This is a genomic window from Marinobacter sp. S6332 (genome assembly GCF_023016045.1).
Lineage (GTDB): Bacteria > Pseudomonadota > Gammaproteobacteria > Pseudomonadales > Oleiphilaceae > Marinobacter.
Window position 1 is genome coordinate 181,502 of sequence record NZ_JALKAP010000005.1, and the last position, 15,601, is coordinate 197,102.

The following is a 15,601-nucleotide window of genomic DNA, read 5'->3' on the forward strand; positions in this document are numbered from 1 at the left end:
TCTGCGTGTGAGCCTTGTCTTTACTCCGCAGGATCGTAGGCAAGGCTTGGCGCCAGCCAACGTTCTGCTTCCGCTTTGGAAAGACCTTTACGCTCAGCATAGTCCTCAACCTGATCAACGCCAATTTTACCGACTGAGAAAAACTTCGACTCAGGGTGGGAGAAGTACCAACCGGAAACCGCGGCAGTCGGGAACATTGCAAAGCTCTCTGTAATTTCGATGCCTGTTTGTGCGGTGGCATCGAGGAGCGTAAACAGGGTCGCTTTTTCAGTGTGGTCCGGGCAGGCCGGGTAGCCCGGAGCCGGGCGAATTCCGTGGTACCGCTCTTTAATCAGATCTTCGTTTGCCAGCTGCTCATCGCTGTTATATGCCCAGAACTCTTTCCGAACCCGCTCGTGCATGCGCTCTGCAAAAGCTTCTGCCAAACGGTCGGCTAGCGCTTTAACCATAATCGCGTTGTAGTCGTCGTTGGCGTTTTTGTATTCCATCGACATTTCTTCCGCGCCAATACCGGTGGTTACGGCGAAGCCGCCGATATAGTCACAGTGTTCCGAGCTTTCTTCCGCTACAAAGTCCGAGAGCGCCATCATCGACTTGTTTGGAGCCTTGTCGTCCTGCTGGCGCAAATGGTGCAGGGTGGTTAGCTCTTCGCTGCGGCTTTCGTCTTTGTAGACGACTATATCGTCACCCCGGCGATGTGCGGGCCAGAAACCTATTACGCCAGAAGCAGTTACACGCTTCTCATCAATCATTTTGCGAAGAATAATCTGGGCGTCATCAAATAGATTGCGGGCTGCCTCGCCACGTTTGGGGTCATCAAACACCTGTGGGTATTTGCCTGCAATATCCCATGAGATAAAGAACGGCGTCCAATCGATGTAGGGCTCCAGCTCACTCAAATCGTATTCTTCAAATAATCGGGTGCCTGTAAACGTGGGCTTGGGTGGTACGTAGTTTTCAAAGTTGATTTCCGGCGCCCGGGCGCGTGCCTCTTTTAAGCTGACAAGCTTGGTGCGATCACCACGCTGTTTGCGGCGCTCCCGAATCATATCGTATTCCTCGCGCGCGTCGCTCACCAGCTTTGCCTTGGCGGTTTTGCTCAGCAGTTGCGAGGCCACATTCACACACCGGGATGCATCTGAAACATACAGTGCAATGTCGTTCTTGTAATGGGGCTCAATTTTAACGGCGGTATGTGCCTTGGAGGTAGTTGCGCCACCAATCATTAACGGCAGGTGGAAGTCCAAGCGTTGCATTTCGCGGGCAACATGCACCATTTCGTCCAATGACGGTGTAATTAGACCGCTCAGGCCTATGATGTCTACGTTATGTTCCTTGGCTGCAGCGAGAATTTTATCGCTGGGTACCATGACCCCAAGATCGATCACTTCATAGTTGTTGCACTGCAGTACCACGCCTACGATATTTTTACCTATGTCGTGCACATCACCCTTAACCGTGGCCATCAGGATTTTACCTTTGGCTTGCTGGTCTTCGGATTTTTCTGCTTCTATATAAGGAATCAGGTGGGCCACGGCCTGCTTCATCACTCGCGCGCTTTTAACCACCTGAGGGAGGAACATTTTGCCGTCGCCAAACAGGTCGCCCACAACGTTCATGCCGTCCATCAAAGGACCTTCAATAACATGAATCGGACGCTCGGCCTGCTGACGGCACTCTTCTGTGTCTTCAATAATAAAGTTGGTGATGCCTTTCACAAGCGAGTGCTCTAACCGCTTGATGACAGGCCACTCGCGCCAGGCGAGATCTTCTTCCTGGGTTTTGCCGCCTTTGCCTTTGTAGCGCTCAGCAATTTCCAGCAATCGGTCCGTAGCGTCGTCGCGGCGGTTTAACACAACATCTTCAACCAGTTCTTTCAGTTCTGGTTCAATCTCATCGTAAATAACCAGTTGGCCAGGGTTTACGATGCCCATGTTCATGCCAGCTTTAATTGCGTGGTACAAAAACACCGAATGGATGGCTTCGCGAACCACATCATTGCCGCGAAAGGAGAAGGATACGTTGCTCACGCCACCTGAGATGGATGCGTGAGGTAGGTGTTCGCGTATCCAGCGACAGGCGTTAATGTAATCTACCGCGTAGTTGTTGTGTTCTTCGATGCCGGTTGCGATGGCAAACACGTTCGGGTCGAAAATAATGTCACCCGGGTTGAAGCCTATGCTAACCAGAACATCATAGGAGCGTTTACAAATTTCTGTCTTACGTTCAAATGTGTCTGCTTGACCATCCTCGTCAAAGGCCATGACCACGACAGCAGCGCCGTATCTCATGCAGTCGCGTGCGCGCTTGATGAACTCCTCTTCGCCTTCTTTCAGGCTGATAGAGTTAACTACCGCTTTGCCTTGGATGCATCGCAGCCCTGCTTCGATGACTTCCCACTTGGACGAGTCGAGCATGATCGGCACACGGGAGATATCCGGCTCCGATGCGACCAGATTCAAGAAGGTGACCATTACCTCCTTGGAATCCAACATGCCTTCATCCATGTTGATATCAATAATCTGAGCGCCGTTTTCGACCTGATCCCGCGCAACGCTTAATGCTTCTTCGTACTGTTCCTCTTTAATGAGGCGGAGGAATCGCTTGGAGCCGGTTACGTTGGTGCGCTCACCAACGTTGATAAATAGGGTGTTTTCATCACCGGTAAAAGGCTCCAAACCTGAAAGCCGCAGGGCTTTCGGGCGTTCTGGAATTTTGCGGGGAGGGTACTTTGATACGGCTTTGGCTATGGCTTCGATATGCTCCGGACGGGAACCACAGCAGCCACCTATAATGTTAAGAAATCCGTCACGCGCGAAACCTTCAATGATTTCGGCCATTTCTTCGGGTGTTTGGTCGTATTCGCCAAACTCGTTAGGTAGGCCAGCATTAGGGTGGGCACTTACGTAGGTTTCAGCTTTGCCTGACAGCTCTTCCACATAGGGGCGAAGAGCGTCTGCCCCCAGAGCGCAGTTAAGCCCAACCGAAATTGGCCGTGAGTGAGCTACGGAGTTCCAGAAAGCTTCGGTGGTTTGGCCCGACAGTGTGCGGCCAGAGGCGTCGGTTATGGTGCCCGAAATCATGATGGGCAGCTCGATACCGCTGTCTTCGAAGTACTGCTGGGTAGCGTAAATGCAGGCCTTTGCGTTAAGCGTATCGAAAATGGTTTCGATGAGGATAATATCGCAACCGCCTTCCACCAGACCCTCTACCGATTCATAGTAGTTGTCTACCAGACTTTGGAAATCTGTGTTGCGATAACCGGGGTTGTTCACATCCGGTGATAGCGACGCCGTTCGCGAAGTGGGACCAACAGCGCCTGCTACAAACCTCGGCTTGGAGGGGGTTTTAGCGGTATATTCATCCGCAACCTGTCTTGCCAGCTTTGCGGCGGCCACGTTTAGCTCTTTGGAAATTTCCTCAAGACCGTAGTCCGACTGGGACACGCGAGTTGAGTTAAAGGTATTGGTTTCGATAATATCCGCACCAGCGTCCAAGTAGTCCGCGTGTATGTTTCGCAGCAGGGAAGGCTGGGTGATGTTAAGAAGGTCGTTATTACCTTTTACCTCACGGTCGTAATTGGCGAACCGATCGCCCCGGAACGCTTGTTCGTCCAGTTGCAGGTTCTGGATCATGGTTCCCATGCCGCCATCGAGTATCACAATGCGCTCTTGCAGGGCTTTGTGAAGTTGTTTCAGGCGAGTGTTGCGATCGGTCATAGTCAGTATTCCGGATGTCGTCATTAACGGCGTATTAGGTTCAATGGCGCGGGATCATAGCAAAAATGCGAGGGCCAGTCGTAGTGCGTGCCCAGCAATTCTTTACTTGGGTCAAGTTCGTGAGCCCAGCTTATAGTAGGTGAAAATCACTAGTCTGTGAAAGACCAACTAAATTACTTGGTCTTTCATGTTGCCACAAACTCCCTTAAAATGAAGTCAAACTTACCAACGGGTTGAAAACATGGCATTGGTTACTGTGACAGATCCCGCACGGGATTATCTTGCACAACTTATCGAAAAGCAGGATGTGGAAGGCATGGGAGTGCGAATTTTCGTAACCCAGCCGGGCACCAAAAATGCTGAAACCTGCTTGGCTTACTGCCCGCCTAATGAGATTGTGCCCACGGATGAGCAGGTGGACCTCCAAAAGTTCACGCTGTATTTGGATCACAACTCCGTACCTTTCCTTGAAGAAGCCTACGTGGACTACTCCAAGGATCAAATGGGCGGCCAGCTGACCATCAAAGCACCGAACGCAAAAGTACCGAGCGTAGACGAAAACGCGCCTTTGCCCGACCGGGTGAACTACGTGCTGGCTTCGGAAATTAACCCGAATCTAGCCGCTCATGGTGGCGATGTGTCACTGGTAGAGATCGTTGACGAGTCGGTTGCTGTACTTCGCTTTGGTGGCGGCTGTCAGGGCTGTTCAGCTGTTAGCCTTACTCTTAAGCAGGGTGTGGAAACCACACTTAAAGACAGGGTGCCGGAAATCACGGCGGTTCGTGATGTCACAGACCACACCAAAACTGAGAACGCTTACTACCAGTGATGTCTAGTAGCCTATTCAGGGCTATTGCTACTAGGCTGGTCTTAATGCTTAATGCCCGAGGTAACCGCTTTAACTTTGGCGGATATCTCGGGTTCATTCGGTTCATTATTGCTCACATACACCTAAAACCCCTCCCTAATCCTATCTGTGATGCCGCACGAGATAACGGTCTGCAGCACTTGCTAATGCTCAATGGCTATTCGGCCAATGCCACGCACCCTTGAACGCCGCATGATTTGTCATTCAGCCAAAGGCGGTAGTTGCTCCCCGCCGATTTACCGTTAACAATAACCTGCAGGTTAATTGCCTGTATTTGTAAAGGCCGGGGTTTCACTTGTTCGACGTTGCACTTTTTTCCGTGCCCATTATGGCAGCTGTTGTGGGTTGGTTTACCAACTGGCTGGCTATACAGATGTCTTTCTACCCGGTTCAGTTCATCGGCATTGGTGCTGTTGGTTGGCAAGGGGTGATCCCCCGTAAATCGGAAAAAATGGCCCATATCTGCATCGACCGAACGCTCCGTCACTTCGGTGACCTAAATGCCGTTTACCAAAAGCTTGAGCCCCAGCGCATCGTTGAGCAGGTCATTTCTCAGGTGACGCCTCGATTGGACGAATACATTGATGAGGTGATGTACGAAATCCAGCCGGTACTTTGGGATAATCTGCCCTTATTTTTACGCAGGCGAATCTATCAGTGGGCGAGGGAGCAACTGCCTGCTCGGGTTGAGGGTCTGGTTGATGATTTTGGTGATGACCTTGACGAACTGGTTGATCTGAAAGCACTACTAAGCCGAGAGTTGCAACAACACCCCGATCTTATGAATCGTATATTCAAGCAAGCGGGCTCTGTTGAACTTAGGTCCGTTATTAATCGCGGAGCAATCATCGGCGGAATTCTCGGATGTGCCCTTGCGCCAGCCTGGACGGTTTATCCTATGCCTTGGGTCTTGCCGATTGGCGGCTTCGTCATCGGTTTTGTTACCAATTGGCTTGCGATAAATCTGATTTTTGCACCGCTGAAGCCCCGCCGAGTCTTATTCTGGAAAGTTCAGGGGTTGTTTTTGCGCCGCCAGCCGGAAATCAGCGAAATCTGGGCAAAATTGGTGGCAGAAGAGTTGATCACCGTGGAGAAAGTGGCGGATGCTATGATAAACGGCGGCCGAGGGGATCGAACTCGAGCGATCATACAAAAACACCTGAGACCCTTGCTAGATAACTCTTTGTTGGTGAAGCTCAGCGCTCAGGTAACCGTAGGGATGAGTGGCTACACCGAACTGAAGAAAGCCATGAATCAACAGGCACTTCTGGCAACTCAAGATGTATTCAGCGACCCTTCCTTTAACAAGGAGCGAGCGCCAGTTGTTGCTAATGTGTTGGCTGGGCAAATGAAAGCGCTACAGCCCGAAGAGTTTCAGGACATACTCCGCCCCGCATTTCGGGAGGAGGAAATACAGCTCATGTTTGTAGGTGGCTTATTCGGGGCGATGGCGGGAGCTATTCAGGTTTTTGCTCTAACGTATCTTTCGTTTTAGCTGCTCCATATTTACAAGAAGGAGGGTGCGTCTATGCCAGCTTGGGCACTGCTTGTTTTGCAGTTTATTGTTACGGCTGCTGCTGTATTGGCGGTTTTGACGGGTTTCTGGGCGCTCGTTATTCGGCCATATCTAGATCGGAAAGTAGCGGAGCTGGTCGCTGTCTCCGAAGAGATCGAGCCTCGGGTGGCGCGCGGCGTAAAAGCAGGCGTTGCAGATACCTTGCGAGAGTTACCAGAAAACGCCTGGGACGGCACAGTGAAAGAATCTACCCGGCAATTCCTCAAATTTGGATCGGGTATCTTCGAGAATGGGCTTAGTAGCTTGCTTGGCAGTGCTGCCGATCTGGAACGGCGCAGACAGCAAGAGCGTGGGTCAACCGCGAACGGTGAAGAGGTAATGCCGAAGTAACTGTGTGGGTGCTGATTAGCAGCCCATTCTAAAAAGATGAAATCTTTACAAGCAGTTTGTCGGCCGGGGTAGGCCAGCTATTCGGCATGCAGTTTTTGCGGGGGTGCCCGGAAACAGCTGCATAAGATAAATGCTGTTGCCCCTTTCGTCGCCTAAAGCCTCTTTTACCGACTTTACAAACAGTCTGTTTGAGGGCGGCGACATTTCATGTTCTTTATAAAATAACCGCAAAAACTCGATGATTTCCCAGTGTTTTTCGTCTAGCTCTATGCTGTCATCAGAGGCAATGAGTGTGGCAATCTCGGGTGTCCAGTCATTGGCGTTTTCGAGAAATCCTTCGTTATTTCTGGCAGGTATTGCAAGCTTTTTCATGGGTTACCAGCTTATTACGTTTTGAGCCCGGGTCGTAAGATCAACCATGGCTGGAAAGTCGACGAGAGAAGCCTCTCGAGCGCATTGCCCAAGCCCGCGAGCAACGATATCCGATGCTAGAGCGTAAACGGGTACATCTGATTCTGGACCACTCTGGGCCGCAAGGGCGAGCACGGCGCTTTCGATGAGAAGCAAAGCGTCTCCGGGCCGTAACGCATCCCGGCATGCCTTCGAACGTGGGTGTTCGGGTGTTTTGTTGAGAATGTGAAGAGTGTGAATGTCAGTCATAACGCTCGGCTCTGCCATGTTCGGGTATTAATTAGCCTGCAAAGGCCGTGTGGGAGTGTTGGCGTATTAACTCAGAGCTGTTTTCAGCTAGCACGACACCATCCACCATGTTTTCAGGCCCGAGTCCGTATTGGGTGCAGGCGCGCGCGCATGCGTACATTGCTTCGACACCGAAAATCGGCGCCGCTGAAAGATTTTTTTCTACGGATTTTTGATTGATTTCTCTTGTGTCTTGATAGGTTCGCAGCCAATTAACGCCAGCACCGGTAAACAGTATGGATACCGGTTGGTCAAACGCCGCAAGAGAAAACGCCATATCCAGCGCTTCACGGCCGGCCCAGATTCCATAGGGCGGTTGATCAATAACCATCAATGTGCCCATATTCAGCCTCCTGCGTGGAAGTAGAGCGTTCGAGACGAGGCCATGTTGCCCTCAACCCACTCGCCAAGCCCGGCAATTATGAATGGCTTCAGAAGGTTGCTAGCGGATAACTCATAACGCTTGCGTTCTGATTCGTTTACCAGCCCGCGCCTCAATGCAGATGCAATGCAAGCGACTCCGGGTATGCCATTGTCTGTGAGAAATATCGACCATTCGGTAGGCCAATGGGTTTCATCCGACGGAGGTGCGCAGAGGGACGACGCAAGGTGAACGCCGTCACCATAGAGGAAGACCCGGTCCACCGTGTGGCCTGCTGCAATGGCGGCGCGAGCGAACGATAAGGCCGTTTGCGGAGCCTGCGTAGAGTAGGGCGCGCCAGTGATGACCAAGGTATAACTGTGTATGGGGTTAGCAGCCATGGATGCGATTCTCGCCGGAAATGTAACCAGTGTACCAATAGCAAAAACCCCGGCAAAGGCCGGGGTTTGCGTAAACACTTATCTGCGCTGTGCGCTCCAAACGTTAGTCGCTGGAGAAGGCGCCAATAAGATGCAGCAGGCTTACAAACAGGTTGTAGATATTCAGGTACAAGCCAGTAGTCGCCATGATGTAGTTGGTTTCACCGCCGTTAACGATACGGCTGGTGTCATACAGGATGAAGCCTGACATTAGGAATACAATGGCTGCGCTCAGAGCCAGACTGAAGGCTGTAACTTCAACACCGAACATCGACGCAACCATGGCGCCCACTGCTGCGACCAGCACCACAACTAGACCAGCAACGAGCATGCCCCGCATGAAGCTGAAGTCTTTCTTGGTGGTCAGCACATAGCCAGACAGTGCAAAAAACACTAGGCCGGTTCCGCCCAGAGCTTGCATGATGATTTGGCTGCCATTAGGGAATTGCAGGTAGTGAAACAGAATTGGGCCAAGGGAAAGACCCAATAGACCGGTAAACGCAAAGACTACTGCAATGCCAGCTGAGCTGTTGGCGGTTCGTGGCAATACAAACCAGATCAGAGCAAGGGCACCCAAACTGCACATAAGGCTTGCGCCTTGGCTCAGACCAATAGACATAGAAACGCTTGCCATAATTGCACTGAAAACCAGTGTCATCGCAAGCAGGGTGTAAGTATTGCGCAAAACCTTGGTCGCCGAAGCACTGATTGGCGCGGTAGCGGACCCACGGGCAATCATGCCGTTGCGGTTCTGCTGAGCATTAAACTGTCTGTTTTGCATTCTGTTCTCCGATTTAAAGCAGCTTGACTGGTTACGGGCAGCAGGCCCAAAGCCTGCTAAACGCCAATCACTTAGTATTGCACACTATAGTAATGTCGAATTCTCAACTTTCAATCATTTACGACACGAAAGTGGTCGCCAGATTCCATTAAAGACAGTTAATGTTCAAATTTACACGGAGTTTAGCCCAGGGCGTTGACAGCACAGGCAATTCCGGTATCATGCACACCGCTGTCGTTTGGCAGCAATGGAAAACCGGTGGGCTGGCAGAGTGGCTTAATGCAGCGGTCTTGAAAACCGCCGTACGTTAGTAGCGTACCCGGGGTTCGAATCCCTGGCCCACCGCCATTTTTTCCAAAGAAGTTATTAGTTTTATCCTTCCTGAATATCTCTGTAGTCAAAAAAATTCTTTTAAGTCACGTATCGCTCTAGCCTTGTGTATTCTGTGGCCTTTAAATCTGTCTTAGTCGCCCCCACTTCGGACTTATAACCCGCCATAGTTCCTAATATCGAGGTAGCTGGAGGATGAGTATGTCCGAGAAACAGGCAGGCAACGACATTAAAACCGACTTAGATGATCGCCGTGATCGAAAATTTGCGGTGTCCACTAACCGTGGCAAAGCGAACCACCGGGTCCGTTACGTGGAGGCAGGCGGTGCCAATGTGAGTGTTGATGAGTGCGCTTTCTGTGAAGCCATGCCGGATCCTTCTGATGAGGGGCGGGAGCAAACAGAGAAGAAGGGCGAGTAATTTCGCCACTAATCGCCCATTTTTTCTACAACTCTCTTTGCGACGACTGTCGCGCCAGCGATAGACATGTGGTCGTCGTCGAAATAGTAGGCAACGCCGTTCTTCGCTGCAAAGCACTGGGTTTCATCACAAAACAGTTGAGTCGGATCAACGATCGCTATTGATTTAGATATTTCTGAGATCCGTGAACGAACAAATTGGTTTCTGTTAAGCCACCACTCCTTTGAGATGCCAGAAATATCACCATTTGAAACCTGATCTCTTTTGATCAGCCTCTCTATGGGCTCTTTCAATTCCGGAGCCTGCATAACAAGAATGACGTTCTTACCGTTTTCGTCAAGCGCGTTCAGAATTTCAACATATGCCCGCCAAATCTTATCCATATCTTGTTTTGAGCGATTGCTCGGCAGTGTAGGAAAGGTTGCTTCGTGCCCGCCAAAAAGAGCTTCATTTATTCGATAGGATACGACAACGGTTTCTATTGAACCTTCGTTGATCACGCGGCTTATCACGTCGTTGGTCCAGTTAGAGCAGTCGTCGTATCCTTCAATCAGGATCCCGTAGCTCGGAATGCAATTAGAGAAGGATAAGTGCTTTAAACGTCGTTGGGTCGGCGCCAATTCTTTGGCCAGCGCATAAGCGAGCTCGACAGTGTGGCTATCGCCAAAAACAGCGACCTTGAGTTCACCCTCAAAATACTCACAGGCGTCGTCATAGCCAAAATAGTCTCGTTTACTGGCATGGCAATCATCGCGCTTTGGACTATTAATCGCCGTGTCCAGCAAACCCCGTTGATTGGCATTTAGCAAGCTGCCTTCGAATCCGTTGTTGGCGTGGCCGACCAGACCCAAGGAGAGCGGAAAGAATAGAAAAACGGGTGTTATGTAAAGAACCATTTTTTTCGAGACTAAAGCCCGGTCTCGAAAAGGTGTTTCAATGAACTTCCAGCTTAGCACCGCCAAACCCATAGATACGGCCGAAAGTATCAGCATATAGGTTGGGCTTGGGGACTCCTGAGCGTGTATCCTTGCGAACGCGAATAGCGGCTGGTGCCACAAATAGGCGCTGTAACTGATCAATCCAATCCCGACGATCACGCGAGTGCTTAAGAGCTTTGCGACCGCCGTGTGTTTGTCTGCGAACAAAATGATGAGTACAACGCCTACAACCGTTGGTAGGGCATATAGGCTAGGGAAGGGCGTGTTTTTATCGTATAAAAAGATAGTCAGCAAAATAGCGAACAAACCAATAAGAGACAGTGTGTTATTTTTATTTATGCCAGCTTTCTGAACGATAAACGCAGACATAGAGCCTGCTAGAAGTTCCCATACACGGGTTGGTGCTAAATAAAAATTTGCTACAGGGCTGTTCCGCCAACTCCATTCACTAAGGGCGAGACTGGCTAAAGAGAGGAGCGCAATCAGCCAAAATACGCGGTTTTTTCCATAACGCCAGGTAAGCAGTAAGAAGATCGGGAAGAGGAAGTAATACTGCTCTTCAACTGCCAGGCTCCAAGTGTGTAGCAGAGGTTTCTCTTCTGCCGCCGGTGCAAAATAATCGCTTTCGCTCCAAAAAAGAAAATTCGACGCAAACAAGCTCACTGCGATAAGGCTTTGAGAGAAGTCCTCCATCTGGCTTGGGACCATCAAAAACCAAGCGAATGGCACGCAAGCTAACATAACGAAGAATAGGGCGGGCAAGATACGCCTTGCCCGCCTCTCGTAAAAGTTAATCAAACTGAACTTATTTTTTTCAATATCAGAAATAAGTATTGTGGTGATCAAGTAGCCACTGATGACAAAAAATACGTCTACACCAACAAACCCACCACTGAACAGATCGAACCCTGCATGGAATAGAATTACTGGCACAACGGCAAGAGCTCTTAAACCGTCTATTTCGGCGCGATACTTCAATATAAAAACCCTGAATCAAGATGCTTATTAAGCCTGAGATCCTTTTTCACTCTTTGGTGAGCCTAATTGCACTAGAGGTCGCGGCCGGGGTAGATGGCTTGTTTTTGCTCGTCTGCACATGTTTGGCGAGCGGCCAAAGTTTCAGGTTGGTTGTTTGGAGGCTGCCAGCCTTGTAGGTTGTCCTCGATTAACTGTACCAACGCATCAATGTGGCCCGGGGTCGCATTCAAGGCAGTTATGTAATTGAAACCTTCGCCACCAGACGCCATGAAGTATTCGCGGTTCTCTTCATCAATCTCTTCAATGGTTTCCAGACAGTCAGATGAAAACCCTGGGCAAAACACATCAATGGATTTAACTCCCTGCCCGGGCAGCGACTTTAGCGTTTCGTCAGTATATGGTTTGAGCCACTCTTCTTTGCCAAAACGAGACTGGAAGGTCGTTATGTAGTCATCTTTTGCCAGCCCCAGACGCTCTGCCAGTAGTCTTGAAGTCTTGTGACACTCACAATGGTAGGGGTCCCCCTTGGTGAGGTACTTCAGTGGAACGCCGTGATAGGAAAGCACCAACTTTTGATTGCGCCCATTATCAGCCCAGTGATTTTCAATGTGACGGGCCATTGCCTCTATGTAGGGCGGATAATCCGGATAGTGGGAGATAAAACGCAGATCCGGCAGCCAGCGGCGCTTCGAAAAGTCTTTCGCGATCGCGTCAAAAGTAGACGCGGATGTTGAGGCGGAATACTGTGGGTAGAGCGGCAGCACTACCAGTTTTCGCACACCTTGTTGTTGCATTTCATCAAGCACCCTCGGAATAGAGGGGTTGCCGTAGCGCATGGCAAAACCTACAACCACGTCAGTGCCGTACTTCTTCTTTAGAGCTTTCTGTATGCCTTCAGCCTGCTTGGCTGTGTGGATTAGCAGCGGCGAGCCTTCAGGCTGCCAAACGCTGGCATAGGCTGCAGCGCTGCGTTTGGGGCGGATTCGCAAGATGATTCCGTGCAATATCAGCCACCACAAAGGGCGAGGCAGCTCAACAACTCTGGGATCGGAGAGAAACTCCCCCAAATAACGCCGTAAAGCTGAAGGGGTGGGTGCATCTGGAGTGCCTAGGTTGGTTACCAGTACACCAAGCCGTTCCGGCTGATTATGCCGGAAGTTCTCTGAACCTTTGTATTGCATGTGAAGGTGGATCCTGAGCGTTGATCGTAAGAAACAAATTACTGATTATTTGCTTGCTGGGCCATGCGCGGAGCAAGGCCGCTGATGTCGTAGCCAGCACTGCGGGCCTTGGTGAAAATTTCCTCCGCCGGAGTGGTGCGGGCTGCGTTTAGCGCCCAAAGGACTGTACAACGAGTTCCGCTTCTGCAAAAGGCCAATACGGGCTTTTCTGACTCGCGGATCATTGCTCCGAAGCGCTCAACGTCTGCGTCTGCTATGTTTCCCGATTCAACGGGCATATAAACCCACGCCATGCCGTTCTCAATAGCGGCCGCTTCAATATCCGCCATAGGGGGCTGGCCAAACTCTTCTTGGTCCGGGCGGTTGGCTACCAGTGTTTTGAAGCCGAGTTTAGCGGCCTCAGCTACATCTGTGTAGGTGATCTGGGGAGCGACGGAAATTGAGTCATCTATTTTTCGGATATCCATGGGGTTCGTCTCCGGATTCAGTAAAAAAACGACGCCATCATCTCATAGCTGATGGCGTCTGTCAGAAGGATACACAGCTAATCCGCTCACTCCTGAGTGGTCGCACTCCAGCCGCTTCCGGACCGGGTTGGGTTTGCGCCAGCCCGGCTACGCTCTATCAGTTCGAACACGCCCATGCCGACGATCATGGAGGCCACGAAAACAGCGGATTTGAGTTCGCCTGCGCCCAAACCTACCAGCCCGGGTCCGGGGCAAATGCCGGCAATACCCCAGCCCACACCAAATAATAAACCACCAATGATCAAGCGTTTATCTACGTGGGACTGGCCGGGCACTTTCATGCTGAAGCCGAGGAAGGAGAGGGTTCTTTTACGGGCGATGGCGAATGCCACAAGGCCAACAAGGATGGCGCCACCCATCACGAAAGCAAGGGACGGGTCCCAGAGCCCGGCAATATCGAGAAAGCCCAAGACCTTTTCCGGATTCGCCATGCCGGAAACCAGTAGGCCGAAGCCAAACAGCAAGCCAGAAAATAGTGCGGCGATAGCAGATTTCATAGAGTTACACTCCCAGCAGATGGCGGATAACAAACACGGTGGCAAACCCGGCAAACATAAAACTAAGGGTTGCTACTAAAGACCGGGGAGAGAGTCGTGACAGCCCGCAAACGCCATGCCCGCTGGTACAGCCTGAGCCGTAGCGAGTGCCAACGCCTACAATAAGGCCAGCCAAAATGAGAACGGGGTATCCCGCATTGATTTCAATGGGCGGCAATTGAGCCACCAAGGCCCAAAGAGCTGGCGCGCCGATGAGCCCGGCCAAAAAAGCAATGCGCCAGCTGATGTCGCCGACAGTCGGCGTTAGCAGGCCGCCTAAAATGCCGCTTATTCCGGCTATCCTGCCATTCAGCAAAAGAAAGCTCGCAGCCGCGAGACCTACAAGCACGCCACCGATGAGTGCTGACCAGGGAGTAAAACTACTCCAGGCAATATCAATCATTCAATCATTCCTCCAGTTAGCCGGTAAGGTAAGGTATTCGAATTGCTTTTTGCGATACAAAAGCGTCTAGTTCTGCGAACTCCAAAGTTGTTTTTGGAATAAGCATATAAGTGCAGGCAATAATAACAAAAAAAAGCCCGGCGTGAATGCCGGGCAGAGGCGTGCGAGTTTTATCCATGAAAGGCTTCCAGACAAACCGGTGTCAACAGGGACTCCGGTATGAATAAGTATTGTCTAAAATTCGTACACTTCAAGCTTGCAGCTATTCGCTTTGGGAACATTTTCGCATATAAATTTCGCCTTTATACTGAGGCCTGTTGTTATGCGGCTTTCAAGCCGACTGAAATTGCGCTTTAGCTGTAATACAATAGGCTTTAAGCGCACTTTTCTTCCCGAGGTTGTTGCATGTCTAATGAGAACGACAAGAAACCCGAAAACGATCCGCAGTTGGCAGCAAAGATAAAAGGCTCTGCCCGACAGATTTGGCTTGCTGGCCTTGGCGCTTACACGAAAGCGGAAGAGGATACAGGTCGGTTTTTTGATCGCTTGGTTCAGGAAGGTGAACAACTGGAGAATAAAACTCGGGGAGTGGTAGAGAAGCAGATACGCTCCGTGGAAGATCGGGTCGAGGGTGTTCGTGAGCGGGCAACCGGCACCTGGGACAGGCTTGAGCACCTATTTGATGAGCGGGTGTCCGGCGCGTTACGTCGCCTAGGCATTCATCGCCGGGAAGACATCGAAGCGCTTGAGCAAAGAATAAATGCATTGGAAGCAGAACTTTCGGCGCTCAGGGATAACAGCAGTAGAGATGAAGAAGAGTAAGCGCTTGGGGGCCTAAGGGACTGAGAGAGGGGCTAAGAGGTGTACTACAGCAAATAGTCCCGGCTAATCAGTTTTGCGTGCTCTTGAACGTCCGGCGCGAAATAGGGCAGCATAAGATTCATCATCTGATAAACACCACGTCCAGGATCGACAGACTCCCTGTCGTCAAGGTGGGAAAGCGTATCGTACGCGCTCCAGTAACACGCAGTCAGGGTTAATTGTTCACACAAGGAGTCTACTTCTTCCTGATCAGCGCTCATCATGTTTTGGTTCCGCAGGCTTTCGCAGATACCCCGGAAAGCCTCCGTTTTCTTCTTCAAAATCCGTTTGAAACGCAGTTGCAAGCGCTCGTATCTGGATAAGACGTTCACCAGGTCCTGATACAAAAACCGGTATCGTGCCACTGCCTCGAACAGCAAATGCAGAAAAAAGCTCTGTTGGTCTAGACTGATGTCAACGTCATCCGGCACCGCGAGCAAGTCCAACATTTCCGTTTCAAAAGCCGAAAACAGCTCCTCGACAATGTCACCCTTGCTCTTAAAGTGGTAATACAGGTTTCCCGGGCTTATATCCAGCTCATCCGAGATCAGCAACGTTGTTACATTTGGCTCGCCCAGACTGTTGAACAGCGAAAGGCTGGTGTTAAGTATTCGGTCCCGGGTTTTTACTTTTGTCATGGGGCGCCCGATCAG

The 15,601-nt window shown here is 50.8% G+C and carries 18 protein-coding genes and 1 tRNA gene; 6 read left to right on the forward strand and 13 right to left on the reverse strand.

From position 1 onward, the window contains the following. Positions 1-20: 20 nt before the first annotated feature. Positions 21-3,719 carry a methionine synthase gene (metH, locus tag MWU62_RS09350; RefSeq protein ID WP_247114600.1) on the reverse strand — a complete coding sequence of 1,233 codons (3,699 nt, stop codon included), beginning with the start codon at positions 3,717-3,719 and terminating at the stop codon, positions 21-23. Between the two features lie 241 nt (positions 3,720-3,960). Between metH and nfuA the strand changes: the two genes are divergently transcribed. The 3 genes from nfuA (at position 3,961) to MWU62_RS09365 (ending at position 6,493) form a co-directional block, all read left to right on the forward strand. Further along, on the forward strand, positions 3,961-4,548 hold the full coding sequence (nfuA, locus tag MWU62_RS09355; protein WP_247114601.1) for a Fe-S biogenesis protein NfuA: 588 nt from the start codon (positions 3,961-3,963) through the stop codon (positions 4,546-4,548). A gap of 334 nt (positions 4,549-4,882) precedes the next feature. Beyond that, positions 4,883-6,082, forward strand: a complete 1,200-nt coding sequence (locus MWU62_RS09360; protein WP_247114602.1) for a hypothetical protein — start codon at positions 4,883-4,885, stop codon at positions 6,080-6,082. 33 nt (positions 6,083-6,115) lie between these two features. Beyond that, complete coding sequence (locus MWU62_RS09365; protein WP_247114603.1) at positions 6,116-6,493, forward strand: hypothetical protein; 378 nt, start codon at positions 6,116-6,118, stop codon at positions 6,491-6,493. A 45-nt stretch (positions 6,494-6,538) separates the two neighbouring features. Here MWU62_RS09365 and MWU62_RS09370 read toward each other — a convergent pair whose 3' ends face one another. The 5 genes from MWU62_RS09370 to MWU62_RS09390 all read right to left on the reverse strand — a co-directional run bounded on the left by MWU62_RS09370 (position 6,539) and on the right by MWU62_RS09390 (position 8,774). Further along, the gene (locus MWU62_RS09370) at positions 6,539-6,865 is read right to left on the reverse strand and encodes a TusE/DsrC/DsvC family sulfur relay protein (RefSeq protein ID WP_247114604.1); all 327 of its coding nucleotides are present in this window, start codon (positions 6,863-6,865) and stop codon (positions 6,539-6,541) included. A gap of 3 nt (positions 6,866-6,868) precedes the next feature. Then, a complete protein-coding gene (gene tusB / locus MWU62_RS09375; protein ID WP_200364701.1) occupies positions 6,869-7,153 on the reverse strand; it encodes a sulfurtransferase complex subunit TusB in 285 nt (94 codons plus the stop codon). 31 nt (positions 7,154-7,184) lie between these two features. Further along, positions 7,185-7,535 (reverse strand): DsrE family protein, encoded by a 351-nt coding sequence (locus MWU62_RS09380; protein WP_247114605.1) that lies wholly within the window; start codon positions 7,533-7,535, stop codon positions 7,185-7,187. A 2-nt stretch (positions 7,536-7,537) separates the two neighbouring features. Beyond that, positions 7,538-7,954, reverse strand: coding sequence for a sulfurtransferase complex subunit TusD (gene tusD / locus MWU62_RS09385; protein ID WP_247114708.1), 417 nt, complete (start codon positions 7,952-7,954; stop codon positions 7,538-7,540). Between the two features lie 103 nt (positions 7,955-8,057). Beyond that, entirely contained in the window at positions 8,058-8,774 is a 717-nt protein-coding gene (locus MWU62_RS09390) for a Bax inhibitor-1/YccA family protein (protein ID WP_200364697.1), read from the reverse strand. A gap of 257 nt (positions 8,775-9,031) precedes the next feature. Here MWU62_RS09390 and MWU62_RS09395 point away from each other — a divergent pair. Both MWU62_RS09395 and MWU62_RS09400 read left to right on the forward strand, forming a co-directional pair. Then, a tRNA-Ser gene (locus MWU62_RS09395) sits at positions 9,032-9,122 on the forward strand. 183 nt (positions 9,123-9,305) lie between these two features. Next, positions 9,306-9,524: a hypothetical protein gene (locus MWU62_RS09400; protein ID WP_247114606.1), complete on the forward strand. Its 219-nt coding sequence runs from the start codon at positions 9,306-9,308 to the stop codon at positions 9,522-9,524. 8 nt (positions 9,525-9,532) lie between these two features. On the opposite strand, the gene MWU62_RS09405 is transcribed toward MWU62_RS09400, so the two are convergent. The 6 genes from MWU62_RS09405 to MWU62_RS09430 form a co-directional block, all read right to left on the reverse strand. Beyond that, positions 9,533-11,440 carry an acyltransferase family protein gene (locus tag MWU62_RS09405; protein WP_247114607.1) on the reverse strand — a complete coding sequence of 636 codons (1,908 nt, stop codon included), beginning with the start codon at positions 11,438-11,440 and terminating at the stop codon, positions 9,533-9,535. A 71-nt stretch (positions 11,441-11,511) separates the two neighbouring features. After that, positions 11,512-12,621, reverse strand: coding sequence for a ferrochelatase (gene hemH, locus MWU62_RS09410; RefSeq protein ID WP_247114608.1), 1,110 nt, complete (start codon positions 12,619-12,621; stop codon positions 11,512-11,514). 38 nt (positions 12,622-12,659) lie between these two features. Further along, complete coding sequence (locus MWU62_RS09415) at positions 12,660-13,088, reverse strand: TIGR01244 family sulfur transferase (protein ID WP_247114609.1); 429 nt, start codon at positions 13,086-13,088, stop codon at positions 12,660-12,662. Positions 13,089-13,174: 86 nt separating this feature from the next. Next, positions 13,175-13,645, reverse strand: coding sequence for a YeeE/YedE family protein (locus MWU62_RS09420; RefSeq protein ID WP_200364688.1), 471 nt, complete (start codon positions 13,643-13,645; stop codon positions 13,175-13,177). A gap of 4 nt (positions 13,646-13,649) precedes the next feature. Continuing rightward, a complete protein-coding gene (locus tag MWU62_RS09425; protein ID WP_200364687.1) occupies positions 13,650-14,087 on the reverse strand; it encodes a YeeE/YedE family protein in 438 nt (145 codons plus the stop codon). A gap of 16 nt (positions 14,088-14,103) precedes the next feature. Beyond that, positions 14,104-14,265, reverse strand: a complete 162-nt coding sequence (locus MWU62_RS09430) for a hypothetical protein (RefSeq protein ID WP_200364686.1) — start codon at positions 14,263-14,265, stop codon at positions 14,104-14,106. A 227-nt stretch (positions 14,266-14,492) separates the two neighbouring features. On the opposite strand from MWU62_RS09430, the gene MWU62_RS09435 reads away from it, so the two are divergent. Next, positions 14,493-14,909: a phasin family protein gene (locus MWU62_RS09435; RefSeq protein ID WP_200364685.1), complete on the forward strand. Its 417-nt coding sequence runs from the start codon at positions 14,493-14,495 to the stop codon at positions 14,907-14,909. A gap of 44 nt (positions 14,910-14,953) precedes the next feature. Here the strand turns inward: MWU62_RS09435 and MWU62_RS09440 are convergent, their stop codons facing one another. Continuing rightward, the gene (locus MWU62_RS09440) at positions 14,954-15,586 is read right to left on the reverse strand and encodes a TetR/AcrR family transcriptional regulator (RefSeq protein ID WP_200364684.1); all 633 of its coding nucleotides are present in this window, start codon (positions 15,584-15,586) and stop codon (positions 14,954-14,956) included. Positions 15,587-15,601 lie beyond the last annotated feature (15 nt).